The following is a 25218-nucleotide window of genomic DNA, read 5'->3' as shown; positions in this document are numbered from 1 at the left end:
ATCACACCGCAGGCGGCCCCTCCAGGCGATCCACCGTGACGCTGATCCGCGTCGGGTACATCGGCGGGCCGAACTGGTTGTAGATGGCGACATCGGCCGCATCCCGCCCGTAGGCCACGGTCACCCGGCCACGACGCCCCGGGGGCTGGGTGGCGTCGAACACGCACCAGCGGCCGCCGACATAGGCCTCGAACCAGGCGTGAAAATCCATGGGCTGGAGCCCGTGCAGGTAACCCACCGCCATCCGCGCGGGGACGCACAGCGCCCGGCAGAGCGCGATGCCCAGGTGGGCGAATTCCCGGCATACGCCCTCCCGCGCCTGGTTCAGCTCCACGGCGGACAACTGAAAGTGGGGTGAGTCCGGGTTGAAGTGGACATGCTCGCGGATCCACGCCTCTATCCGCGCCACCTGGTCGTAGCCGGGGTGCGCGTCACCCACGATGGACCAGGCCATGTCCAGAAAACGGTCCGACTCGCAGTAACGGCTGGGCAAGAGGTAGGTCAGCGCGTCATCGGGCAGGTCCTGCACCTCGACGAAGGGCGCCCCCGTGGCATCAGCACCCTGGTCGGGCACATAGACATCCGCCGAGGTGCGGATCAGGAACGCCCCGGGCGGGGAGACCAGCCGCTGGCAGAGATTGCCGTAGGCATCCGTGTACTCCACCGCCGGCACGTTGGGCTGCAGCACATAGGTCTCACGCCCGACCCATTGATGCTTGCCGCTTCGCGGGCGGAGCATCAGGACGAAGGGAGCGGGCACGCTCTCGTGAAACTGGATCTCGCAAGCCGTGCGTAGCCACATTCTCGAATCTCCTGGTTCGTAGGCGCGGGGCTGCGCGCAATGCGCGTGCCAGCCGGGGAGTTGCAAAGCCCGCCACCCTGTGTTGCACTGCAAAACACAAGACTGGCCTATACTCAGGCCGATGGCAACAGGGCCTGCAGCCCCGGCAACGCGCGTTGGCGTCCTGTTCGGGGCACCGGCCCCCTGGAGGCGCCCGCACATGCAGCGATGGAACGGCTACCGGCCCGGCAACGGATACTACGACGAACTGGTGGATGCCAGTGGTCAGCCCCGGCCCGGCTGCGGGCACCTGCTCGAGTACCTCAAGTCACTGTCGGTGGAGGAACTGGCGGACCGCCACCAGGCCGCGGATGCCACCATCCGGGCGATGGGTATCACCTTCACTGTCTACTCTGACGGCCAGAACATCGACCGCTCCTGGCCGTTCGATTTCGTACCGCGGATCATCGAACGCCAGGAGTGGGCGACCATCCAGGCCGGGCTCTTCCAACGTTTGCGCGCCCTGAATCTATTCATCAACGACATCTACAACGACCAGCGGGCGTTGCGCGACGGCGTGGTGCCCGAGTCCGTGGTGCTTCAGTCCCGCGACTTCCGGCCGCAATGCCGGGGCATCTCGCCGCCGCACGGGGTATGGGCCCACGTCTGCGGCACCGACCTAGTGCGCGACAAGGACGGCACCCTCTACGTTCTGGAGGACAACCTGCGCGTGCCCTCGGGGGTGTCCTACATGCTGGAGAACCGGCATGTCATGAAACGCATATTCCCCGAACTGTTCGAGCACAACCGGATCATGCCGGTGGATGCCTACCCGGGCCAGTTGCTCGACACCCTCGCCTCGCTGGCACCGGACACCCCCAACCCGGAAATCGTGGTCCTGACCCCGGGCATCTATAACTCCGCCTACTTTGAGCATAGCTACCTGGCGCAGCAGATGGGGGCGGAGCTGGTGGAGGGGCGCGACCTGGTGGTCAGTGATGACGACCACGTCTACATGCGCACCATCCACGGGCTGGAGCGGGTGGACGTCATCTACCGCCGGATCGATGACGACTTCCTCGACCCGGAGGCCTTCCGCGCCGACTCCACGCTGGGTGTGCCGGGGCTGCTGCGCGCCTGGCGCAAGGGGCACGTGGCCATCGCCAACGCCCCCGGCGCCGGCGTGGCCGACGACAAGGTGGTCTACGCCCATGTACCCGACCTGATCCGCTACTTTCTCGGCGAGGAACCGATACTGCCGAACGTCCCAACCTGGCAGTGCGTCGACCCCGAGGCCCGCGCCTACGTGCTCGACCACCTGCACGAACTGGTCATCAAACCGGCCAATGAATCGGGCGGTTACGGCATGCTCATCGGCCCCAACGCCTCCGACGACGAACGGGCCCAGTTCGCCGAACTCATCCGGGCCAACCCCCGCAATTACATCGCCCAACCCACCCTGAGCCTCTCCACCTGCCCCACCCTCTGCGCCGGGGAGATCGAACCACGTCACGTGGACCTGCGCCCGTTCGTGCTCCAGGGCAAGGGCTTCAACGTGACCACCGGCGGGCTCAGCCGGGTGGCGCTGCGCAAGGGCTCACTGATTGTCAATTCCTCCCAGGGGGGTGGTAGCAAGGACACCTGGGTGGTGGATACCGGGGAGGATACGGCCAACGGGGTGGCGGGCTGATGCTGTCGAGACTGGCCGAGAACATCTATTGGCTGGCGCGCTACCTGGAGCGTACCGAGGACACCGCGCGACTGCTGCTGGCCTCGGCGCAGATCCAGATGGATCTGCCCGCCGGCATGCCCATGAGCTGGCAGTCGCTATTGGAGATCCTCGGCGCCAGCGAGCCGTACCGGGCAGAGCATGGCTCGGAGAACGAGCCCACCGTCATGCGCTTTCTGATCAGCGACACCGGCTACCCCGGCTCCATCGCCTCGAGCGCCCACAGCGCCCGGGAGAACGCCCGGGTCACCCGCGATCTTCTGCCCCGCGAGGCCTGGGAGGCCATCAACGGGCTTCATCACCTGGTCCAGGCCCATGAGGCCGGCATCGCCAGCCGGCGCCGGCGCTATGATCTGCTGGCCGCCGTCGTGGCCCAGTGCCAGCAGATACAGGGCGTGCTGCATGGCTCTGTCAGCCGGGGGCCGCGGTATCAGTTCATCGCCCTCGGCCGTTACCTGGAGCGGGCCGACATGACGACGCGGATACTGGACGTCCGCTATGCCAGCCTCTTCCCGGTGGATGGCGACGACGGCGATGCCTACTACTCCTCGGTCTGTTGGATCAGCGTCCTGCGCTCGCTCAGCGCCTACGAGATGTATCGCCAAGACCTCCACGGGCTGGTCCGCGGTCGCGACGTGGTGCACTACCTGTTACAGGGCGAACGCTTCCCGCGCGCCGTGGGCTTCGCCCTGTCGCGAATACGCCAGTGCCTGGGGGAGCTCCCTGCCCGGGAGGGCCCCATCGCCCGTCTGACCGAGCTGCAGTCGGTACTGGCGGACGCCAACCTGTCCGGGTTGTCCCCGCAGGAGATGCACGATTTCATCGACAGTCTGCAGCAGGGGTTCGCGAACCTGCACGGCGAAGTGGTGCACGCCTACTTCCGGTTCACACCATGAGACGCTTCCAGTGCCAGTGCGGCAACCACCTGTACTTTGACAACACCTACTGCCTCAACTGCCACCATCAGTTGGGTTTCCTGCCCGATCGGCTCACCGTCTCCGCACTGCGCCAGGACCGGGACGGCCTCTGGACGGCGCTGAATCCCGAGGCCGGCCAGCGCCGCTACCGCCAGTGCGCGCACTACGAGCACTCGGGGGTGTGCAACTGGATGGTGCCGGCGGAGGACCCCAACCCGCACTGCCTGGCCTGCCGGCTGAACCATGTCATCCCGGACCTCTCGGTGCCCGTAAACTGGCAACGCTGGGGCAAGCTGGAGGCGGCCAAACGCCGCCTGATCTACCAGTTGCTGCACATCGGCCTGCCGATCCACGGCCGAACCCCTCGAGACCCCTCCGGCCTGGCCTTCGCCTTTCTCGCCGATCCGATCGAGGGACAGTCCGTCTCCACCGGTCACACCAACGGGCTGATCACCATCAATATCGGCGAGGCCGACCCGGTACGGCGGGAGGCGGTGCGGGAGAAGCTGGGCGAGCCCTACCGGACCCTGCTCGGTCACTTCCGCCATGAGAGCGGGCACTATTTCTGGGAGCGGTTCTTTGCCGACACCGGTCGGCAACCCACCTTCCGCGCCGTGTTCGGCGACGAGCGCCAGGACTACGGACAGGCGCTGAGGCAGCATTACAACCAGCCGAACCGGTACTGGCAGGAACAGCACATCAGCCGGTACGCCAGCAGCCACCCCTGGGAGGACTGGGCAGAGACCTGGGCCCACTACCTGCACATGCGGGACGCGCTGGAGACCGCCGAAGGGCTCGGACTGGTCCTGGAGGACGAGGGCAAGGCCGTCAGTTTCGCCGACCGGGATGACTTCCAGTATCTGCTCAACGCCTGGGTCAAACTGACCATGGCAATGAACAGCATGAGCCGGAGCATGGGGTCACCGGACATGTATCCCTTCACGATCACACCCACCGTCGCCGAGAAACTCGAGGCCGTGCACCGGGAGGTTCACGCGGTGGTCACCGGCGAACGGCGCCCCCCGGGGGGCTGACCCGCGCCCGACCCGGTCAGCCCTCCCAATCGAACCGCGGCAGGTCGTCAAAGAGACGGCGCAGCCCCTCGCCCCAGTGCTTGCGGACGGAGGCAAAATAGGGCGAGTTGTGCTTGTAGCGCAGCATACGGGGGCGCTGGAGCGCGCCCGCCGGATAGATGGCCAGATCGACGGGTGGGCCCACCGACAGGTTGGAGCGCATGGTCGAGTCGATAGAGACCAGGGCGCAGCGCGCGGCATCCTCCAGGCTCAACCCCGGCTCGATAATACGGTCCAGGATTGGTTTGCCGTACTTGGTCTCGCCGATCTGCAGGAAGGGCTGCTCCTCGGAGCAGGTGATGAAATTGCCCTGCGGATAGATGAGGAACGCCCCCGTGGGCTCGTCACCGATCTGCCCGCCCAGGATAAAGGTAGCCTCCAGCGATACGGCACTCATATCCTCGGCAGCGCGGTATTTACGCTGGACCTGCAAACTGACCTGGCCCACGTGATCGGCGGCGTCACTCAGGTGCCGGACCTCACTCAACGGCCCCCCGCTCTCGGCCTCGCGCTGCAGGTGGGTTACCACAGCCTGCGTGGTCGCCAGGTTGCCAGCGCTGAGCAACACCAGTACCCGGTCCCCTTCCCAGACAAGGCTGTGCATCTTACGGAAGCTATTCACATGATCCAGGCCGGCGTTGGTGCGGGTATCGGCGGCGAAGACCAGGCCCGCCTTGAGGGATGCAGCGAGGCAATAGGTCATTGATGATCTCCCGGGCAATATAATGGCGGCGCGATGCCCCCGCGAGCAGCCGGCGTGGGCTCAGGCGCCACTTTAACAGCCCGGAGGCGAAACACGCCCCTCGCGGACCTCTCTGTTTCATGGGGGAGTGAGTGCAGACGGGTCAACGCCGGGCGAAAACCACGTACAATCCACCGCATGATACTTCGAACGCGAACAAAGCAACGGAGTGCGACTATGACCCCAAGACCCGAGCGCAGACAGGGAACCGTCCCGCGCCGGCCCGCGCTGGCCATGCTGGCCGTACTGGGCCTGCTGGCGGGGTGCCAGACCCTCCCCCAGGAGGAGCAACTCTCCGTCTCGGCCTTCGAGCAGCAGCAAACCGCCCAGACCGAGGCACTGCTGGAGGCCCTGGACACCCTGGGCGCCAGCCTGAACCGCCAGCAACAGCAGTTGAGCGCCCTCGGCGAAGGCCTCGGCAGCATTGACCAGCGCCTGACCGACCTGGAGGCCCGAGGCACGGGAACCCCCTCCCCCCTGCCGCTGGCCCAGACCCAACCCTCTGGCGACCGCGAGGACGACCTGGAGGGCAAGGTGGTCCTGGGCGCCGTCGAGTGGCTCGCCTTCCCCGAGCACGGCATGGTGATCGCCGCCCGGGTGGATTCCGGGGCCGCCAGCTCGTCGCTCAACGCCACCGGTATCAGCGAGTTCGAGCGCGACGGTGAGACCTGGGTGCGCTTCACCGTGAGCTACCCGCCGGGCCGGCCCGGCGACGATGACGAGGAGGACAACCGCGAGGTTGAACTCGAGGCCCCCTTGGACAGTCGTATCACCATACGGCAGGCCGCTGGCCGGGAGGAACGCCTGGTGGTGCGCCTGCCGGTGCGGCTGGGCCCCATTGAGGATGAGGCTCGCTTCACGCTGTCCGACCGCGGGCACCTGACCTACGCCACCCTGGTGGGCCGGGACCTGCTGATGGACATCGCCGTGATCGACGTGGCGGAGACCTACCTCCACCCACGCCCCGAGGACGACTGACCCCCGGCCCATGAAACTAGCCCGAAGTTCGCTGTTCTGGATCGCCGCGGTGCTGATCCTGGTGGGCATCGCCCACAGTGTCCACCGCCACCTGGAACACGGCGTCCCCTGGTTCCCCGGCGCCACTGACACGCTCTGGGATATCGAGGCCACCGTGCGGCTGGACGCCAGCGGCGACCCCGTACGCGTCCGGCTGGCCGTGCCCGGCGATGCGCCGGGTTTCAAGCGCGTCGCCGAGCACACGGCCTCCCCCGGCTACGGCCTGAGCTTCGTCGATAATGGCCACCGGCACGCCGAGTGGACCACCCGCGAGGCGGTCGGGCCGCAGGTGCTGTACTACCGGGCGCAGTTCCAGGTCGACCCGACCCTGGGCTCGCGCCACGTGGGCCACCCACCGGAGATCCGGCGCATCGCTTGGAGCCCGTCTCTGCAGGTGGCCTCCGCTCAGGTCCTGCGGAATGCCTACCTGCAGTCCGCCGACGGCTTCAGCCTGGCCCGGGCCCTCGTCCGCCGCCTGGCCGATGCCGACAATCAGAATGCCCAGCTGCTACTCAGTGAATACCCCCCCAGCACCACCCTGGTCCGCCTGCTCAATCAGGCGGAGGTGCCGGCCCGCACCGTCCACGGCCTGGTCCTGGAGGACGGTCGCCGCCGGCAGTCGCTGCAACCCTTTGTCCAGGTCTTCGAGGGCGACGCCTGGCGGCTGTTTGACCCCAAGGGGGGCACGGAGGTGCAGGACGAGGAAGTACTGCTCTGGGAGCAGGCGGGGGGCCCGGTGCTGGTGGTGGAGGGCGGGCGCAACTCGCGGGTGACCTTCTCCATGCTGGAGACCCGGCAGTCCGCCGCCGGTCTGGGGGAGCAGGGTACGGTAACCGATGCGGTGTTCAACCTCTCCATCCACAGCCTGCCGCTGTCCGAGCAGGCCATCTTTCAAAGCATCCTGCTGCTGCCGCTGGGTGCGCTGGTGGTGGTCTTCTTCCGCGTCGTGGTGGGGCTGGAGACCTCCGGCACCTTCATGCCAGTGCTCATCGCCCTCGCCTTTCTGGAGATGAACCTGCTGCCGGGTCTGATCACCTTCCTGTTGGTGGTGGGGGGCGGCCTGCTGATGCGCCAAGCGATGGCCCACCTCAACCTGCTGCTGGTGGCCCGCGTCTCCGTGGTCATTGTCTGCGTCATCGGGTTGATCTCACTGCTCTCGGTGCTGAGCTTCCACCTGGGCTTCACCTCGGGGCTCAAGGTGGCCCTGTTTCCGATGATCATCCTGGCCTGGACCATTGAGCGCATGTCCATCCTCTGGGAGGAGGAGGGCCCGCGGGATGTCTTCAAGCAGGGGGCAGGCAGTCTGATCACCGCGATCGCCGCCTTCTGGCTGATGCAGCTGGGCTGGGTTCAGCACCTGATGTTCAACTTCCTTGGGCTGCAGCTGGTGGTGCTGGCCGGCATCGTACTGCTGGGCAGCTACACCGGGTACCGGCTGCTGGAGCTGTGGCGTTTCCGCCCCTTCCTGACACCGGCCGGGGGCCGCACCTGATGCTGCTGCGCTGGGCCAGGCGCCTGCGCGAGCAGGGTATCGTGGGGCTGAACGAGCGCAATCTCAGCCTCATCAACCGGCACAATCCCCGCGAGCGATTCCCGCTGGTGGATGACAAGCTGAAGACCAAGCTGCTGGCGCGCAAGTACGGTATCGCCAGTCCCGAACTGCTGGGGGTGATCCACAGCCAGGGTGAGATTCGCCGGCTGGAGTCCATCATCCAGCCTGGCCGGGGCTTCGCCATCAAGCCCTCCCGGGGCAGCGGCGGCAAGGGCATCCTGGTCATCCTGGAACACAAGGACGGCTGGTTCCGCAAGGGCAGCGGGCTCTGGGTGAGCCGGCGCGATGTGGTGCGCTACCTCTCCAATCTGCTCTCGGGGCTTTACACCCTGGGCGGCAGCCCGGACGTGGCGATGATCGAGGCGCTGATCGAGTTCGATGAACACTTCGAGTCCTTCACCTTCGAGGGGGTGCCGGACATCCGGGTGGTGGTCTACCGGGGCTATCCGCTGATGGCCATGATGCGGCTGTCCACCCACGCCTCCGACGGCAAGGCCAACCTGCACCAGGGGGCCATCGGCGTCGGCCTGGACCTGGCCAGCGGCCGGGCCACCCAGGCGGTGCAATACGACCGACCGGTGCACCACCATCCCGACACCGGCCGCCGCCTCAACGAGCTCCAGATCCCTGACTGGACCCGCCTGTTGGAGCTGGCCGCCGGCTGCTACGAGATGAGTGGCCTGGGCTACCTGGGCACCGACATGGTGCTGGACCGCCACCGCGGGCCGCTGCTGCTGGAGCTGAACGCCCGGCCCGGACTGGCCATCCAGATGGCCAACCGGTGCGGGCTCGCGCCCCGGGTGGCGCACATCGACGCCCATGAGCGCGAGCGCATCCGCCAGCAGGACGACACGCTCTACCCGCCCGCAGCTCGGGTCGCCTTCGCCCAACGCATCTTTGGTGCCGCGCAAAAACCCGAGCCCGGGGCTTGAGAAAAATCAGCAGCTTTGCAAGAATGCCCGGCTGAAATCGCCGGCACCTCTTCTTCCGAGTGCCCACATACACGTGGCCCCTCGTATAGGCCACCACTGTCAGGAGTGATCCATGCCTGCAATCACCCTCCCCGACGGCTCCCGCCGCGAGTTTGATCATCCCGTCACGGTACGTGACGTCGCCGAGTCCATCGGCAAGGGCCTGGCGCGTGCCGCGCTGGCCGGCCGGGTGGACGGCAGACTGGTCGATCTCAGCCATCGCATCGACGACGACGTGCAACTGGAGATCGTCACCGACCGCGATCCGGACGGCGTGGACATGATCCGCCACTCCACCGCCCACCTGATGGCGCAGGCGGTCAAGGAGTTGTTTCCGGAGGCCCAGGTCACCATCGGCCCGGTGATCGAGAACGGTTTCTACTACGACTTTGCCTACAAGCGCCCCTTCACCGAGGACGATCTCAAGGCCATCGAGAAAAAGATGGAGGAGCTGGCCCGACAGGACTTCGAGGTCCACCGCGAGGTCTGGGACCGCGATGAGGCAATCCGGTTCTTCCTGGAACAGGGTGAGCAGTACAAGGCCGAGATCATCGAGGACCTGCCCGAGCACGAGACCATCTCGGTCTATAAGCAGGGGGACTTCCTCGATCTGTGCCGCGGCCCGCACGTGCCCAACACCGGCAAGCTCAAGGCCTTCAAGCTGCAGAAGGTGGCGGGGGCCTATTGGCGCGGCAAGTCCGACAACGAGATGCTCCAGCGCATCTACGGTACCGCCTGGCCGGACAAGAAGCAGCTCAAGGCCTATCTCCACCGCCTGGCCGAGGCCGAGAAGCGCGATCACCGCCGCATCGGCCGTGCGCAGAACCTGTTCCACCTCCAGGAGGAGGCCCCGGGCATGGCCTTCTGGCACCCGAAAGGCTGGCAGATCTACCTGGAGGTGCAGGAGTACATCCGCCGGCTCACCCGCGGCCACGGCTACCAGGAGATCCACACCCCGCAGTTGGTGGACCGCAGCCTCTGGGAGAAATCCGGGCACTGGGACAAATTCCAGGACAACATGTTCATCACCGAGTCCGAGTCCCGGGACTACGCGGTCAAGCCCATGAACTGCCCCTGCCACGTGCAGGTGTACAACCAGGGCCTGAAGAGTTACCGTGACCTGCCCCTGCGCCTGGCCGAATTCGGCTCCTGCCACCGCAACGAGCCCTCGGGCACGCTGCACGGGCTGATGCGGGTGCGCAACTTTGTGCAGGACGATGCCCACATCTTCTGCACCGAGGACCAGATCCAGCAGGAGGTTGCCGACTTCATCGACCTGGTCTTCAAGGCCTACAACGATTTCGGCTTCGACGACGTCATCATCGCCCTGTCCACCCGCCCCGATGAACGGGTGGGCGAGGACGCCCTCTGGGACAAGGCGGAACACGCGCTGGAGGAGGCGCTGAACCGCGCCGGCCTGGAGTGGCAACTGCAGCCGGGTGAGGGGGCCTTCTACGGCCCGAAGATCGAGTTCACCCTGAAGGACTGCCTGGGCCGCACCTGGCAACTGGGCACCATTCAGGTGGACTTCTCCATGCCCGGGCGCCTGGGCGCCACCTATGTGGCGGAGGACGGCAGCAAGAAGGTGCCGGTGATGCTCCACCGGGCGATCCTCGGTTCGTTGGAACGCTTCATCGGGATTCTCATCGAACACTACGCCGGCGCCCTGCCTCCATGGCTTGCACCGGTGCAGGCAGTCGTGCTTAATATCACGGATCGGCAGGGCGAATACGCCCGTCGGATCGAAAAGCGCTTCCGTGAGCGGGGCTTGCGGGTCGACGCCGACTTGAGAAACGAGAAGATCGGCTTTAAAATCCGCGAGCACACGCTTCAAAAGGTCCCTTACATGCTGGTCGTGGGGGACAAGGAAGTGGAAAACAACACGGTGGCCGTGCGCACCCGAGAGGGTCAGGACCTGGGCTCCATGGCAGTCGACGACTTCCTGCAGCGCCTGGAGTCCGAGATCGCGCGGCTGGGACGCAGCAACTCGGAGGATTAAAGGATCGCTGTCAGACCAAAAAGAGGAGGTGGGCGCAACGCCCCCTCGGACGATCGCAGGCTCAACCGCGCCATCCGGGTTCCGGAGGTTCGGCTGATAGACCAGACGGGCGATCAGGTGGGCATCGTCCCCACCGAAGAGGCTCTTGAACGGGCCGAAGAGGCCGGGATGGACCTGGTCGAGCTGGATGCCAATGCAAAGCCGCCGGTTTGCCGGATCATGGATTACGGCAAGTTCAAGTTTGAGCAGAGCAAGAAGGCTCAAGCGGCGCGCAAAAAGCAGAAGCAGATCCAGGTCAAAGAGGTCAAATTCCGGCCCGGCACCGACGAGGGCGACTACAAGGTCAAGCTGCGAAACCTCCGCCGCTTCCTGGAGGATGGGGACAAGGCCAAGGTCACCCTACGCTTCCGGGGGCGCGAGATGGCCCACCAGGACTTGGGGCTGAAGCTGCTTAACCGGGTCGAGCAAGACCTGGAGGACATAGCCACCGTAGACCAGCGGCCCAAGATGGAAGGCCGGCTGATGGTCATGATGATGAGCCCTCGCAAGGGCAAATAGTTGCCACCCGATCCCCTGGCGCCACCCCGGGGTCAGTACCGGGGGTGGCGTCTTTGTTTGTTATTTAGGGAGTCTGGAATGCCCAAGATCAAGACCAACCGTGGGGCGGCCAAGCGCTTCAAGGCCACTGCCAGCGGCCGCTACAAGCGCGCCCATGCCTTCCACAACCACATCCTGACCAAGAAGGACAGCAAACGGAAGCGCAAGCTGCGCGCCGATGCGCTGGTCGCCGAGGCGGACACCCCCATGATCCGCCGCATGATGCCTTACAGCTAAGCGTTACCGTTCGCCGGGAGTTATCAAGTCATGTCCAGAGTCAAGCGAGGAGTCACTGCCCGCGCCAAGCACAACAAGGTGCTGAAGAAGGCGAAGGGTTACTACGGCGCCCGCCGCAAATCGTTCCGCATTGCGCGCCAGGCCGTCATCAAGTCCGGCCAGTACGCCTATCGCGACCGCCGGCAGCGCAAGCGCCAGTTCCGGGCCCTGTGGATCCAGCGGATCAACGCCGGTGCCCGCCAGCACGGCCTGTCCTACAGCCGGTTCATCAACGGCCTGCAGCAGGCTGGGGTCGATCTGGACCGCAAGGTGCTGGCCGACCTGGCCGTCAACGACAAGGCGGCCTTCGGCGCGCTGGCCGAGAAGGCCCGCGAGGCCCTCGCCGCCTGAGACGCGTCCACCAGCCGTAGGCCGCCAACCGCCCCGCCAATGCCGGGCGGTGATCGGCGGTACGCCGGAACAGGCGAGTCGTCCCGCACCGCGCGGGGCCGAACGGGGGAATGGCCCAGGCCTTCCCCCGTTTTCGGTTCTGACCGCCGGCAATGCTCGCCCTCCGTCCACCGTAACGGGATCAGCATGAGCAGCGATCACGCAAGTCAACTGGAAGCGATGCTGGCCGAGGCCGAACAGGCCGTGGACCAGGCAGAGAACCCGACCGCTCTCGACGCGGTACGGGTCGCTTACCTGGGCAAGAAGGGCCGGCTCACCGAGGCACTCAAGGGGCTGGGCAAGCTGCCCGCCGAGGAGCGTCCGCAGGCCGGCCAGGCCATCAACGCCGCCAAGAAGCAACTGCAGACCCGACTGGAGGCGCGCAAGGCCATCCTGGAGGCCCGTGCCATGGAGCAGGCCCTGGAGGCGGAGCGGCTTGATGTCACCCTGCCCGGCCGCGGCCAGCATCCGGGCGGTCTGCACCCGGTCACCCGCACCCTGGAACGCATCGAACAGCTCTTCGCCGCCGCGGGTTTCCAGGTGGCCGAGGGTCCGGAGGTGGAGGACGATTACCACAACTTTGAGGCCCTCAACATCCCGGAGCACCACCCGGCGCGGGCCATGCACGACACCTTCTACTTCGATGCCCACCACCTGCTGCGCACCCACACCTCGCCGGTGCAGGTGCGGGTCATGGAGAAGGAAGGCGCGCCGCTGCGGGTCATCGCCCCCGGCCGGGTCTACCGCTGCGACTCGGACCTGACTCACACCCCCATGTTCCACCAAGTGGAGGGGCTGCTGGTGGACGAGGGCGTGGGCTTCGCTGATCTCAAGGGGGTGCTCTACGACTTCCTGCAGGCCTTCTTTGAGCGCGACCTGGAGGTGCGCTTCCGGCCCTCCTACTTCCCCTTCACCGAACCCTCCGCCGAGGTGGACGTGCAGTGCGTGAACTGCGGCGGCACCGGCTGCCGGGTCTGCGGTGGTACCGGCTGGCTGGAGGTGCTCGGCTGCGGCGTGGTCCATCCCCGGGTCTTCGAACACAGCCACATCGACCCGGAGCACTGGACCGGCTATGCCTTCGGCATGGGCGTGGAGCGGCTGGCCATGCTCCGCTACGGCGTCAACGACCTGCGCCTTTTCTTCGAGAACGACCTGCGCTTCCTGGCGCAGTTCCGCTGAGCCGGCCGACGCCGGCCCGGCGACCCCTGCCCCGGACAAGGACGGGACTGATCCATGCGAATCAGCGAACACTGGCTGCGTGAATGGGTGGCCGACACCGGCCCCACGGAACAACTGGCCCACCAACTGACCATGGCCGGCCTGGAAGTGGACGGCGTGGAACCCGCCGCCCCGCCCTTTACCGGCGTGGTGGTGGCCCGCATCGTCCGCTGCGAGCCGCACCCCGATGCCGACAAGCTGCGCCTCTGCCAGGTGGACGCGGGCCAGGGCGAACCGCTGCAGGTGGTCTGCGGCGCCCCCAATGCCCGCGAGGGGCTGATGGCCCCGCTGGCCACCGTCGGTGGCGAGCTGCCGGGGGGCCTGACGATCAAGCGCGCCAAGCTGCGCGGCCAGGCCTCGTTCGGCATGCTCTGCTCGGCCCGGGAACTGGGCCTCAGCGAGGACGCCGAGGGCCTGATGGAGCTGCCGGCCGACGCCCCGGTGGGCCGGGACTTGCGTGACTACCTCACCCTGGATGACACCGTCATCGAGGTGGACCTGACCCCAAACCGGGCGGACTGCCTGGGCATGATGGGCGTGGCCCGCGAGGTGGGCGCCCTGTTGGCGCAGCCGGTGCACACCCCGGACATGCCGGCGGAGCGCGCCCGGATCAGCGATGCGGTCCGGGTGACCCTCGATGCCCCGGACGGTTGCGCCCGCTACCTGGGCCGGGTCGTACGCGGCCTGGACCCCCGCGCGGAAACCCCCGTGTGGATGCGCGAGCGGCTGCGCCGGGCCGGCCTCCGCAGCCTCGGGCCGCTGGTGGACGTCACCAACTACGTGCTGATGGAACTGGGTCAGCCCATGCACGCCTTCGACCTGAGCCAGGTCCGGGGCGGCATCCATGCCCGCTGGGGGCGACCGGGTGAGACCCTCACGCTGATCGGGGGCGAGACCATCGAACTCCGCGCCGACCAGCTGGTTATCGCCGATGACGAGCGCCCCCTGGCCCTGGCCGGGATCATGGGCGGAGAGGCGTCCAGCGTCGGCGACGACACCACCGACATCCTGCTGGAGTGCGCCTGGTTCGCTCCCACCGCCATCGCCGGCCGCGCCCGCGCCCATGGTCTGCACACCGACTCCTCCCACCGCTTCGAACGCGGTGTCGACCCGGCCGGCCAGCATCGCGCCATGGAGCGCGCCACCCACCTGCTGCTCTCCATCTGCGGGGGTGAGGCCGGACCGGTGCAGGAGGCGGTCGCCGAGGAGCACCTGCCCCGGCGCCATCCAGTCCGACTGCGGCGCCAACGCATCCGCCTGGTGCTGGGCACGGAGATCGCCGGGGACACCCTTATTGGCATGCTGGAACGGCTGGGCATGCGCGTCGAGACCGGAGGGGAAGGAGTCTGGTGGGTCACCCCACCGAGCTGGCGCTTCGACATCGAACGCGAAGAGGACCTGATCGAGGAAGTGGCCCGCCTCTACGGCTACGATCGGCTGCCCACCCGGCGCCCGCCCATCCCGCTCACCGTGGGTCAGGCCCCCGAGACGCTCACCGGCCTGCCGCGGCTGCGTCAGGCGCTGGTCCAGCGCGGTTACCACGAGGCCATCAGCTACTCCTTCGTGGCGGCGGAGGCACAGCAGGCGCTGGATCCGGAGCACCAGGCCCTGGCGCTGGCCAACCCCATCTCCGCCGATCTGGCGGTCATGCGGACCAGCCTCTGGCCCGGCCTGGTCCAGGCCGCCCGTCACAACCAGAACCGACAGGTGCAGCGTATCCGGCTGTTCGAGACCGGACTGCGGTTCATTGGCGAGGCCGGCGACCTGCGCCAGGAACCGCGCATCGCCGGGCTGGCCCTCGGGCCGGTCCACCCTGAGCAATGGGCGGAGCCCGGGCGCACCCTGGACTTCTACGACGTCAAGGGCGATGTGGAGGCCCTGCTGGCCGCCGGGGGGCGGGCCGGCGCCTTCCGGTTCCAGGCCGACCATCACCCGGCGCTGCATCCGGGCCAGACGGCGCGCATCCTGGACAGCGACCACGACCACCGCCCGGTCGGCTGGCTGGGCGCCCTGCACCCCGCCCGGGCTCGCGAGTTGGACATCCAGGGACCGGTATTCCTGTTCGAACTGGACCTCAGCGCCGTGCAGGCCGGGCATCTGCCCGCCTTCCGCCCGTTGTCGCGTTATCCGGCCAACCGGCGGGACCTGGCGCTGCTGGTCGCGGATGAGGTCCCGGCGCAGACGCTGGTGGACGTAGCCCGTGCCGCCGGGGGGGAGCAACTGGTCGACATCCGGCTATTCGACGTCTACGCCGGGAAGGGTGTGCCGGAAGGCCGGAAAAGCGTTGCCATGGGCTTGATTTTACAGGATTCTTCGCGCACGCTTACTGATGAGGACATGGACCGCGTGTTGGGGCGCGTGGTCGAGCGTCTGGCTCAGGAAGCCGGTGCAGTACTGAGGGGGGAGTAACGGCATGGCGCTGACCAAGGCCGACATGGCCGAACGTCTTTTCGAGGAGGTAGGCCTGAACAAACGAGAGGCCAAGGAGCTGGTCGAGTCGTTCTTTGAGGAGATCCGCCAGGCGCTGGAGGATGGCGTGCCGGTGAAACTCTCGGGGTTCGGCAACTTCGACCTGCGCGACAAGAACGAGCGCCCGGGCCGCAACCCAAAGACCGGCGAGGAGATACCCATCTCCGCCCGGCGGGTGGTGACCTTCCGTCCCGGGCAAAAGCTCAAGAGCCGGGTAGAGGCCTATGCTGGAAACGTCAAACAATCTTGAGCTGCCGCCGATACCGGCCAAGCGCTACTTCACGATCGGTGAGGTCAGCGAGCTGTGTGCGGTCAAACCCCACGTGCTGCGGTACTGGGAGCAGGAGTTCCCGCAGCTCAAGCCGGTGAAACGCCGGGGCAACCGCCGCTACTATCAGCGCCAGGACGTGATTGTCATCCGCCAGATCCGCGCCCTGCTCTACGAGGAGGGCTTCACCATCGGCGGTGCACGGCAGAAGCTCTCCGGCGAGGGGGCCAAGGAGGACGTGAGCCAGACCCAGCAGGTCATTCGCCAGATCCGGGTGGAGCTGGAGGGCGTGCTCCACATCCTCAAGCGCTGAGCCCAACGGCAATTGCAAGGACGGGGTGACTGTTGTAGTATCTCGGCTCTCGCAACGGGGTGTAGCGCAGCCTGGTAGCGCACCTGCATGGGGTGCAGGTGGTCGCAGGTTCGAATCCTGCCACCCCGACCAGACCCCGAAAACGGGCCAGTCACCGATCTCCTGGTGACTGGCCCGTTTTCTTTTTAGTGGCCCTGCCCGCCGCGGGCAAGGCCATTCTTTCCTGCTAGTATGTTCGCCAACATCCGTTCCATTCGGGGTGCGATCCCGCCCCCGCCTGAGGGACCGGTTCGCCGTTCCCCCAGCGAATGCCGGAGGTGGACGCCACAACATGGAAGTACACAACCCCTCTCAGGGATACCCCAACTGGCTGACGCGGCAGCCGCGGTGGCGGGTAGCGGGGGTGGTGGCCCTCAGCTACGGCCTGGCAGTGGCCGCCGGCCTGCTCATCGCCGAACTCTCCCTGCAGATCAGCACCATCTGGCTTGCCAGCGGGATCGGCCTGGTCGCCGTCCTGGTCTGGGGCTACTGGCTGGTACCGGTCCTGCTCGCCACCCACTGGCTGGTCAGTCCGTCCCTGGGAGAGGCCCCCGCCCTGGTTAGCGCCGGCCTTGGGCTGATTGCGGTCGCCGAGATCACCGCCGCCGCCCGGCTGCTGGCCGGCCCGGGACGCCGGCGCCTCCTGGTCTTCGACATCGCCGGCACCGCCCGCTTCGCCCTGATCTGCCTGCTGCTGGTGCCGGGCGGGGGCGCCCTGCTGGCCGCCACCTGGCTGTGGCTGACCGGCACCACACCGGCGGAGCAGTACCTGCTGATGGCCCGCAACTGGTGGTTGAGCGTGGTGTTCGGCATCGTTTGCGTGGTGCCCCTGGCCCACAGCTGGCTGACCCACGGCCTGCCCCGCTTTCACGGCCAGCGGCGGGAGGCCCTGATGGTCCTCGGCGCCCTATTGCTGCCGGTGGGCCTCATCCTGGGTTATCAGCTCAGCCGCGGCAGCCCGGTGGAGGCCCTGTTCTACGGTGCCCTCCCGCTACTCCTCTGGGCCAGCGTCTTCCTGCGCGAGACCGGTGCCAGCACGGCCCTGTCGCTACTGACCCTAAGCGCATTGACCATTAACCAGCTCATGCCCGAGCACGCGGTGCCGGTCTGGAACACCGGCGCGCACATCCTCGCCTTCGGTCTGATGGCCCTGCTGATCGCCAACGCCCAGCGCAACCTGGAGGAGGCGGTGGCCTACCGGGCCCATCGCGTCAACCTGGAGCGGCTGGCCTACCGCGACATGCTCACCGGCCTGAGCAACCGCCACCACCTGTTTCAGGCCCTGCGTGAAGCGATGGTGCGTTGGCAGCGCCAAGGCGCGCCCTTCGCCGTCCTGCTCATGGATCTCGATGCCTTCAAACCGGTCAACGACCGCCATGGCCACCACGCTGGGGATGAAGTACTGCGCGTGATCGCCGCCCGGCTGCGCCACAGCCTCAAGGAGGGGGACCTTGCCGCCCGCTACGGTGGCGATGAATTCGTCCTGCTGCTGAAGGACTGTGAGGATCTGGACGCCGCGCACGCCGTGGGCCGGCGTCTGATGCGGGAGGTGGATGCCCCGATCACTGTGCTCGGGGAGGAAGGCCGCTCGGTGACCGTCGATGTGGGCATGAGCGTGGGCTGCGCCCATATCCGCCAAGGGGCACGGACGGTGGACGGTCTGCTCCAACAGGCCGATCAGGCCCTGTATCAGGCCAAGCGGGCTGGGAAGCACCAGGTGGCCTGCTATGACGCAACCGGCTCAGGGGCGCTGCGCCCGGCCTACGACACGGGGCGCTGACCCCGCGGGTACCACCCGCCTTGGCTATAACCCTACCCCTTATGACGTTAACATACGCCGTTATAACGCCCTGACCGGATAATGGCATCCGCTCCGCCGCCTCAGGAACCACCCGGCCCATGACCAACCTGCCCGTGAGAAAGCTGCTGCCCTGGACCGCCGCCCTGCTGGCTGGTGGGGTAGTGGCTGCCGGTGGTGCGTGGGTGGAGCGCCTGGCCGAGCAGCGGAGCTTGGAGCGCGTCCGTGCCCAGGTCACCGCCGAGGTCTCGGCGCTGCGGGCCCGGCTCGAGGGGGAGCTCAATGCCAACGCCTACCTGGTCACCGGCCTGGCCCACTACGTGGCTGCCCACCCCGAGATCGACGAGGCCAGCTTCCGGACGATGGCCCGCAAGGCCCTGGAACCGGACAGCGCCCTGCGCCACATTACCCTGGCGCCAGACAATGTCATCACCCACGCCTACCCGCTCGAAGGCAACGAAGCCGCCCTGGGCACCGACCTGGCGGCCCATCCGGAGCAAGGCCCCTCGGTGCGGCGGGTGATGGCCGAGAAACGCACGATCGTTGGCGGACCGGTGGAGCTGGTCCAGGGCGGCACCGCCCTGATTGTACGGACGCCGGTCTATACCAATGGTGACTACTGGGGCCTGGCCAGCGTGCCCGTCAACCTGGAGGACCTTTACCGACGGGCCGGGGTGGATACGGCCCGCGAACGCCTGGAGCTGGCCATCCGGGGCTATGACGGCCTCGGTGCGGAGGGCGCCACCTTTCTCGGCGACGAGCGGCTCTTCTATGACGACACCGTGGTTCAAACGGTCTCCTTCGTCGGCAATCAATGGCAGATCGCCGCCACGCCCGAGGGGGGCTGGGCCGTAGCGAGTGCCTTGCCCGCCTGGCGCTCGATCACCTGGGCGGCGGCAGCACTCGGGGCCGCAATGATCACCTGGCTACTCACTCGCCAGTCACTGACCCTGCGGGCATCGGAACAGCATTTCCGCGAACTGGTTCAGGGGGTGAATGGCGTGGTCCTGCGCTGGGGGGCCGACGGCCGCATCCGTTTTATCAACGCCCACGGCGAGCGGCTGTTCGGCTACCGCAACGGCGAGCTGATCGGGCGCAACGTCATCGGCACCGTGGTGCCCCCCGAGGACACCAGCGGCCAGGACCTGGCCGCCCTGATGCAAGCCATTCAGCGCGATCCCGAGGCCCATGCCCTGAACGAGAACGAGGTCATGCGCAAGGACGGCTCCCGCCTCTGGATGATGTGGTCCAACCACGCCCTGCGTGGTGCCGATGGCCGGGTGCGGGAGATTCTCAGCGTGGGCCAGGACCAGACCCGCCGCCGCCAGGCCGAGCTGGACCTGCGCCGGGTCTCCCGTCAGCTCGAAGCCATCATCCACGCCATCCCCGATATCGGCTTCGTATTGGACGAACATGGCCTCTACGTGGACGTCTTCGGAGGCCAGGAGAGTGCGCTGTACCATAAGGGACCGCACCTGTGCGGCCGCACCCTGCACGAGGTCCTGCCACCAGAACAGGCCGACGGCTTCCTGCAACAGATCCACCGTGCGATCGCCGAGAACCGGCAGATCACCTACGAGTACACCCTTGCCCCCCAGAACGTGGAGGGCATCGACGCCGACCAGGGCCCGGAGGGACCCCAGTGGTTCGAGGCGCGCATTTATCCGCTGCCCGCCGATGTGCATGAACACCCGGCGGTGGTCTGGCTGGCCTACAACATCACCGAGCGCAAGCAGGCCGAAGAGCGCATCCGCCACTTGGCGCTGCATGACAACCTCACCGGACTGGCCAATCGGCGGCTGCTGCAGGACCGCCTGCACCAGGCCATCGAGCTCGCCCGCCGTCAACAGCAGCGGGTGGCCCTGCTGTTCGTCGACCTGGACCACTTCAAGCCGGTCAACGACCGTCACGGCCACGCCTTTGGCGACCAAGTGCTCTGTGAAATGGCGCGACGATTGGAGCGCCTGGTGCGGGGCTCCGATACCGTGGCGCGCCTGGGGGGTGATGAGTTCGTGCTGCTGTTACAGCACATCACCACCGCCCGGGACGCCGAGGCCGTGGCCCATAAGGTGGTGGCGACGGCCTCCCAGCCGGTGGTGGTGGATGGCATTGAGTGCCGGTTGAGCGCCAGTGTGGGCATTAGCCTCTACCCCGATCACGGCACGGAGCCCGACACCCTGCTGCGCCTGGCCGACCAGTCCATGTACGTCGTTAAACAAGGCGAGCGGGGCGAGTTCCGACTGGCAGCGCCGATGTAGGGCGCGATTGCCCCACGACCGGACTATTCCTTTAGACTGGTCTAAAGTCCATGGGGTGGCCCACGGGAGCTGCCCGCGCCGATGAAGGGAACCGCCTATGGCCAGTGCCGCCCTGGAGATCACCGCCCCGCCGGAGCCCTATCGCTTCGAGCAGATCCACATCGACGTGGCGCGCAACGCCAGCGATGACTTCAACCCGTTCCACGACAGCCGCAAATGGCGCCTGATCCGCGGCAACCCCTTCGCGGGCCCCATCGCCCTGGGCTTCCAGATGGAGTGCCTGATGGAGTACCGGGTCACGCGACTGCGCGCGGAGGAGGGGTACCCCACCCCCACGTCCGGCTTTCGCAATTATCAGTTCACGTTCGCCGACGTGCTCCGTCCGGGCGAGGCCTTCACCCCGGAGGTGAAACCCACCCGGGAGAGCCAGGATGAGGCGGGCCGGCCCATCCGGACCAACCGGGTGCTCCTCCGCAAAAGTGGGGGCCTGGCCCTGATGGGCACCATCCGCGACAGCGCCACGCCACAATGCTCGGTGGCCCGGAGCGGGCTCGACCTGGTGGGCGCCAGCCCCGGGCAATTGAACCACGCCCCCGACCGCCGCCCGCTGGCCGACAGCGGCTGGTTTCTCAAGCGCAAGTACCTGATGAACGGTAACGCCAAGAACCTGATCTCCGCCTCACTGGGGGATCAGGCCTGGTACTTTGACGAGATCGAACACCGGATCAACTTCCCGGACATGGTGCCCGCCTCGCTGATCTCCTGTGCGCTGCTGGAACGGGCCGACAGCATCGGCTTCAACTTCTACGCCGACCCCATGGTCTACACCGCCCACCACATCAGTGTCGACCAGGCCCTGGCGCGGGTGCTGCGCAGCAACGACCGGCTGCACATCCTGGTGGATGAGCCGGAGGTGCTTACCCCGGGCGGGGGGCTGCACGGGCGTGCGCCGGAGCAGCACCGCCATCGCTGCCTGGGCCTGCTCCGCGACGGCCGGGTGCTGTTCGGGGCCGAGGTCCTGCTGGCTCCGCTGCAGGCCATCGTCGGCCGGGATCAGGCCACACCCCGGTCGCGGCCGGCCTGAACCTGTCGCTCGAGCTTCGGGGCCTGGCGCACATGGCGGCCGGACAAGGCAAAGCCGGTGACGGCCTCGCCGCTGTAGTGCACCAGGGTGCGGCCCTGCTCATCGTGCGCCTCCTCGCGCCAGACGCCCTCCTGCCACGGCGTCCAGACCGCCAACCGGCAGGAGGGCGTCTTGATGCGCACCGTGCCGGGCTCCGGGGTGTAGTGGTCGCGCTCGCCTGCCAGGCAGGCGGCGATCACCTGCGCCTGGGCCTTCAGCGGCTGCACATAGGGCAGCAGGTGGCCGGTGTGCTCGCTGCAGTCACCCAGCGCCCGTATCCCCGGGTCGCTGGTCCGTAATTGACCGTCCACTTGGATCCCCTGCCCCACCGACAGCCCGGCCCGGGTCGCCAGATAGGTGTTTGGGATCAGGCCCAGGGCACTGACCACCACGTCCGCGGCCACGACCCCACCATCGTCCAGCATCACCCGATAGCCCCCATCCGCGGCCCGGTCCACCGCGTCCACGGTCCGGCCCATGTGCAGCGCCACGCCCTTGTCATCCAGCGCCAATGCCAGGTCCGCGCTCAGGGGCACGGGCAGCAGCCGCGCCAGCGGCCGCTCGGCGATGTCCACCAGAGTCACCGCATGGCCGGCGCCGGAGAGGTCCTCTGCGAACTCGCAGCCAATCAGCCCGGCACCGAGGATAAAGACCCGTGCCGAGTCGTGGACATCCACCCGTTCACGGAGCCGCCGGTAATCGGCCAGGTCGTTCACCTGCAGCACGTCGCCGGCCGCGTCCCCCGCCAGCCTCGGGCGGGGCTGGCGGGCGCCGCAGGCCAGGACCAGGTCACCGAAGGGGATACCGCCACGCGGCGTGATCAGGCGGCGCCGGTCGGTGTCGATGCGCAACGCCCGGGTACGGGCCAGCAGATTCACCCCCAGGGCCCGGGCCTTGTCCTCGCCGGTCGCCTGAATGAGCTCATCCGGGCCCCGCCCACGCGCGGCCGCCGCCGACAGCTGGGGCTTGTAATAGACGTCCCCGTTACATTGGGTCACGAGGGTGATGGCGCGGCCCTCGTCCTGGGCCCGCACCCCCTCCGCCACCGCCCAACCAGCCATACCGGCCCCGACAATAACCACCGGGTGCGGGTCCTGACCCGGCCCCGGATCCTGTGGGCGCGCCGACCCCGTGCGGATCTTGGGGCTGCCCCCGCCGTCGTCGCCCTCCTCAAGGAGATCCAACTCGACCTTGCGCATCCCGCAGTCGGGGCATTCCCAGTCATCCGGGATGTCCTCGAAGCGGGTGCCGGGAGGCAGACTCCCGTCAGGATCGCCCTTGGCCTCGTCGTAGATATAACCGCAGACGCGGCACAGGTAGCGTCGGTAGGGTCTGCCCATGGCTCCTCCCTCGGTCAGGTGGCCCCGAGGCGCTCCAGCTCCTCACCCAGCGGCCCAAAATGCTTGCCCAAATAGCGGTTGACGCGCCCCTGAGTCTCACGCATCGCGCGCATGATGTCGATGCGGTGCTGATGAGCCGACCCCGTTAATGACGGGCAAGCGGCGCCGCCGGCATCTGTATTTCATATTCTGGAATGTATTATAATAATGCCAGCGTATGCGATCCCACACGCCGAACACCACCCGTGAGAGCCCCCATGTCCCGTATCCGCCCAGAAAAGCGCGACCTCCTCGAACAGCTGGCCACCCTGGGCAAGGCCCTGGGGCACCCCTACCGCCTGGAGCTGCTGGAGTACGTGGCCCAGGGCGAACGCACCGTGGAGGCACTGACCGAGCTCACCCGGCTGCCGGTGGCCACGGTGTCGCAACACCTCCAACATCTGCGCCGGGCCGGCCTGGTCCGGCCACGGCGGGAGGGAAAGTACGTCCACTACCGCATCACCGACGACAACGTGGTCGGCCTGCTGGCGGCATTACGTGGGGTGGCGGAACACAATATCGTGGAGATGCAGCAGTTGCTCGAGAGCTACTTCGAGGGGTCACAGACGTTGGAGGCGATCCACGCCGACGACCTCACCGCGCGCCTTCGTGACGGCCTGGTAACCCTGCTCGACGTCAGGCCCGAGCAGGAGTACCGGACCGGGCACCTGCCGGGGGCCATCAACATCCCCGCCGCGGAGCTGGAGCGCCGGTTGCGCGACCTCCCGCCGGATCGCGAGGTCGTCGCCTACTGTCGCGGCCCCTACTGCGCCCTCGCCCACAAGGCGGTGCGGGTGCTGCGCGAACACGGGCTGCAGGCCCGGCGCCTGGCCGACGGCTACCCGGAATGGCGGGCGGCGGGCCTGCCGGTGGAGGAGCACTGATCGCACCACCGGCAAGGCCGGACCGGCCACCACCCGATATGGATGATCACCGGCGCGGTGATGCCATACTGACAGCGTGAACACGCAAAGCCCGCACACAACGCCGCCGCTCTCGGTGATCGTGCCGGTATTGAACGAGGCCGGCCAGATCCCCGCCCTGGCCCGCAACCTGCGTAGTACTGCGCTGGCCCCGGGGCATGAGATCTTGCTGGTGGACGGCGGCAGTCACGATGACACGCCGGCGGCAGCGCAGGCCCACGGGCTGCGGATGATCACGGCCACGGCGGGCCGTGCCCGCCAGCTCAACGCGGGCGCCCGGGCCACCCGCCACCCGCTGCTGCTGTTTCTGCATGCCGATACCCGGCTGCCCGCCGGTGCCGACCGCCTGGTGCAACAGGCATTGGGCGCTCCGGCCCCGGTCTGGGGCCGCTTTGATGTCACCATCAGCGGTCGACACCCGCTGCTCCCCGTGGTTGCCGCACTGATGAACCGGCGCTCACGGCTCACCGGCATCGCCACCGGCGATCAGGCGCTGTTCATGCGCCGTGAGGCCTTCGACGCGGTCGGCGGTTTCCCCGACCAACCGCTGATGGAGGACATCGAGATGAGCCGACGCCTGAAGCGGCTTGGCCCCCCCGCCTGCCTGCCCGAGCAGGTGCTCACCTCGGGCCGGCGCTGGGAGCGCCACGGCGTCGCTGCGACCATTCTGCTTATGTGGCGCCTGCGTTTCGATTACTGGCGGGGGGTGCCGGCCGACCGGCTGGCACAGCGTTATCGATGACCCCGACCGTGCACACGGTGGTCTTTGCCAAGGCCCCGCGCCCCGGCCGGGTGAAGACGCGCCTGATCCCAGCCCTCGGCCCGGCGGGCGCCGCCGAACTCGCCGCCCGGCTGTTGGCCCACGCGCTGGCTCAGGCCCTCCGGGCGGACCTGGGACCGGTGGAGCTCTGTCGCAGCCCGGATGACGACAGGGCCTGGGGGGCAGTGGAACTGCCCCCGGGGCTGATCCTCAGCGGCCAAGGCGACGGCGATCTGGGTGCCCGGCTAGCCCGTGCCGCCGGACGGGTGATCGCCGGCGGCCGACCGGCACTGTTGATGGGCACCGATTGCCCCGCTCTGACCGCCGACCGATTGCACGCCATGGCGCGCGCGCTGGGCGATGCCGATGCGGCGATCACACCGGTGGCGGACGGCGGCTACGCCGCCCTTGGCTTCAACCACTGCCACCCGGACCTCTTTCGGGATGTGCCCTGGAGCACCCCCACGGTCTGCCAGGTGACCGCCGCCCGCCTCAGTGCCCTGGGGTGGTCCCTGCACCACTGCCCCACCCTGCACGATATCGACGAGCCCGGCGATCTACGCCACCTGCCGCCCGATTGGCCCGAATACCGGCCGTGACCCCCTGCGGCAACCCGCCACAGGGCG

At 67.6% G+C, this 25218-nt stretch carries 23 protein-coding genes and 1 tRNA gene; 21 read left to right on the top strand and 3 right to left on the bottom strand.

Annotation, left to right across the window (positions count from 1 at the left end; translation table 11 throughout):
• Position 1 precedes the first annotated feature (1 nt).
• On the bottom strand, positions 2–802 hold the full coding sequence (locus MLG_RS03995; protein ID WP_011628525.1) for a transglutaminase domain-containing protein: 801 nt from the start codon (positions 800–802) through the stop codon (positions 2–4).
• A 199-nt stretch (positions 803–1001) separates the two neighbouring features.
• Between MLG_RS03995 and MLG_RS03990 the strand changes: the two genes are divergently transcribed.
• From MLG_RS03990 to MLG_RS03980, 3 genes are read left to right on the top strand one after another with little or no spacing between them, the layout of a single operon-like run.
• Positions 1002–2471, top strand: coding sequence for a circularly permuted type 2 ATP-grasp protein (locus tag MLG_RS03990; protein ID WP_011628524.1), 1470 nt, complete (start codon positions 1002–1004; stop codon positions 2469–2471).
• Positions 2471–3406: an alpha-E domain-containing protein gene (locus tag MLG_RS03985; RefSeq protein ID WP_011628523.1), complete on the top strand. Its 936-nt coding sequence runs from the start codon at positions 2471–2473 to the stop codon at positions 3404–3406. The genes MLG_RS03990 and MLG_RS03985 overlap by 1 nt, the downstream gene beginning before the upstream one ends.
• Positions 3403–4461 carry a zinc-binding metallopeptidase family protein gene (locus MLG_RS03980; protein ID WP_011628522.1) on the top strand — a complete coding sequence of 353 codons (1059 nt, stop codon included), beginning with the start codon at positions 3403–3405 and terminating at the stop codon, positions 4459–4461. The genes MLG_RS03985 and MLG_RS03980 overlap by 4 nt, the downstream gene beginning before the upstream one ends.
• Before the next feature lie 16 nt (positions 4462–4477).
• On the opposite strand, the gene MLG_RS03975 is transcribed toward MLG_RS03980, so the two are convergent.
• A complete protein-coding gene (locus MLG_RS03975) occupies positions 4478–5203 on the bottom strand; it encodes a proteasome-type protease (RefSeq protein ID WP_011628521.1) in 726 nt (241 codons plus the stop codon).
• A 216-nt stretch (positions 5204–5419) separates the two neighbouring features.
• On the opposite strand from MLG_RS03975, the gene MLG_RS03970 reads away from it, so the two are divergent.
• From MLG_RS03970 to MLG_RS03900, 15 genes are all read left to right on the top strand, one after another.
• The gene (locus tag MLG_RS03970; protein WP_011628520.1) at positions 5420–6220 is read left to right on the top strand and encodes an ATP-dependent zinc protease family protein; all 801 of its coding nucleotides are present in this window, start codon (positions 5420–5422) and stop codon (positions 6218–6220) included.
• A 10-nt stretch (positions 6221–6230) separates the two neighbouring features.
• Entirely contained in the window at positions 6231–7751 is a 1521-nt protein-coding gene (locus tag MLG_RS03965) for an inactive transglutaminase family protein (protein WP_011628519.1), read from the top strand.
• Positions 7751–8743, top strand: coding sequence for an alpha-L-glutamate ligase-like protein (locus MLG_RS03960; protein WP_011628518.1), 993 nt, complete (start codon positions 7751–7753; stop codon positions 8741–8743). Before MLG_RS03965 ends, MLG_RS03960 begins: the two co-directional genes overlap by 1 nt.
• A gap of 112 nt (positions 8744–8855) precedes the next feature.
• Complete coding sequence (thrS, locus tag MLG_RS03955; protein WP_011628517.1) at positions 8856–10781, top strand: threonine--tRNA ligase; 1926 nt, start codon at positions 8856–8858, stop codon at positions 10779–10781.
• A 3-nt stretch (positions 10782–10784) separates the two neighbouring features.
• Positions 10785–11339, top strand: coding sequence for a translation initiation factor IF-3 (infC, locus tag MLG_RS03950; protein WP_083761823.1), 555 nt, complete (start codon positions 10785–10787; stop codon positions 11337–11339).
• 78 nt (positions 11340–11417) lie between these two features.
• Complete coding sequence (gene rpmI, locus MLG_RS03945) at positions 11418–11615, top strand: 50S ribosomal protein L35 (RefSeq protein WP_011628515.1); 198 nt, start codon at positions 11418–11420, stop codon at positions 11613–11615.
• A 30-nt stretch (positions 11616–11645) separates the two neighbouring features.
• Positions 11646–12005, top strand: a complete 360-nt coding sequence (rplT, locus tag MLG_RS03940) for a 50S ribosomal protein L20 (RefSeq protein ID WP_011628514.1) — start codon at positions 11646–11648, stop codon at positions 12003–12005.
• 186 nt (positions 12006–12191) lie between these two features.
• Positions 12192–13223, top strand: coding sequence for a phenylalanine--tRNA ligase subunit alpha (gene pheS / locus MLG_RS03935; protein ID WP_011628513.1), 1032 nt, complete (start codon positions 12192–12194; stop codon positions 13221–13223).
• 54 nt (positions 13224–13277) lie between these two features.
• Positions 13278–15671: a phenylalanine--tRNA ligase subunit beta gene (gene pheT, locus MLG_RS03930; protein ID WP_011628512.1), complete on the top strand. Its 2394-nt coding sequence runs from the start codon at positions 13278–13280 to the stop codon at positions 15669–15671.
• A gap of 4 nt (positions 15672–15675) precedes the next feature.
• A complete protein-coding gene (gene ihfA / locus MLG_RS03925; RefSeq protein WP_011628511.1) occupies positions 15676–15981 on the top strand; it encodes an integration host factor subunit alpha in 306 nt (101 codons plus the stop codon).
• Complete coding sequence (locus tag MLG_RS03920; protein WP_011628510.1) at positions 15956–16312, top strand: MerR family transcriptional regulator; 357 nt, start codon at positions 15956–15958, stop codon at positions 16310–16312. Before ihfA ends, MLG_RS03920 begins: the two co-directional genes overlap by 26 nt.
• A 55-nt stretch (positions 16313–16367) precedes the next feature.
• Positions 16368–16444, top strand: a tRNA-Pro gene (locus MLG_RS03915).
• Positions 16445–16643: 199 nt separating this feature from the next.
• A complete protein-coding gene (locus tag MLG_RS03910) occupies positions 16644–18131 on the top strand; it encodes a GGDEF domain-containing protein (RefSeq protein WP_011628509.1) in 1488 nt (495 codons plus the stop codon).
• A gap of 119 nt (positions 18132–18250) precedes the next feature.
• Positions 18251–20407: a diguanylate cyclase domain-containing protein gene (locus MLG_RS03905; RefSeq protein ID WP_011628508.1), complete on the top strand. Its 2157-nt coding sequence runs from the start codon at positions 18251–18253 to the stop codon at positions 20405–20407.
• 97 nt (positions 20408–20504) lie between these two features.
• Positions 20505–21491, top strand: coding sequence for a hypothetical protein (locus tag MLG_RS03900; protein WP_011628507.1), 987 nt, complete (start codon positions 20505–20507; stop codon positions 21489–21491).
• On the opposite strand, the gene MLG_RS03895 is transcribed toward MLG_RS03900, so the two are convergent.
• Positions 21461–22870 (bottom strand): FAD-dependent oxidoreductase, encoded by a 1410-nt coding sequence (locus MLG_RS03895; RefSeq protein WP_011628506.1) that lies wholly within the window; start codon positions 22868–22870, stop codon positions 21461–21463. The two genes, MLG_RS03900 and MLG_RS03895, sit on opposite strands and share 31 nt — an antisense overlap.
• Positions 22871–23127: 257 nt before the next feature.
• Between MLG_RS03895 and MLG_RS03890 the strand changes: the two genes are divergently transcribed.
• The 3 genes from MLG_RS03890 to MLG_RS03880 all read left to right on the top strand — a co-directional run bounded on the left by MLG_RS03890 (position 23128) and on the right by MLG_RS03880 (position 25191).
• Positions 23128–23793 (top strand): ArsR/SmtB family transcription factor, encoded by a 666-nt coding sequence (locus tag MLG_RS03890; protein ID WP_011628505.1) that lies wholly within the window; start codon positions 23128–23130, stop codon positions 23791–23793.
• Positions 23794–23869: 76 nt separating this feature from the next.
• The gene (locus MLG_RS03885) at positions 23870–24574 is read left to right on the top strand and encodes a TIGR04283 family arsenosugar biosynthesis glycosyltransferase (RefSeq protein WP_011628504.1); all 705 of its coding nucleotides are present in this window, start codon (positions 23870–23872) and stop codon (positions 24572–24574) included.
• On the top strand, positions 24571–25191 hold the full coding sequence (locus tag MLG_RS03880; protein WP_011628503.1) for a TIGR04282 family arsenosugar biosynthesis glycosyltransferase: 621 nt from the start codon (positions 24571–24573) through the stop codon (positions 25189–25191). Before MLG_RS03885 ends, MLG_RS03880 begins: the two co-directional genes overlap by 4 nt.
• The last annotated feature ends 27 nt before the right edge of the window (positions 25192–25218 follow it).

Origin of the sequence: Alkalilimnicola ehrlichii MLHE-1 (assembly GCF_000014785.1) — a bacterium.
GTDB lineage: Bacteria > Pseudomonadota > Gammaproteobacteria > Nitrococcales > Halorhodospiraceae > Alkalilimnicola > Alkalilimnicola ehrlichii.
Note: the sequence above shows the minus strand (reverse complement) of the source record. Positions and strands in the feature narration are given on the sequence as shown.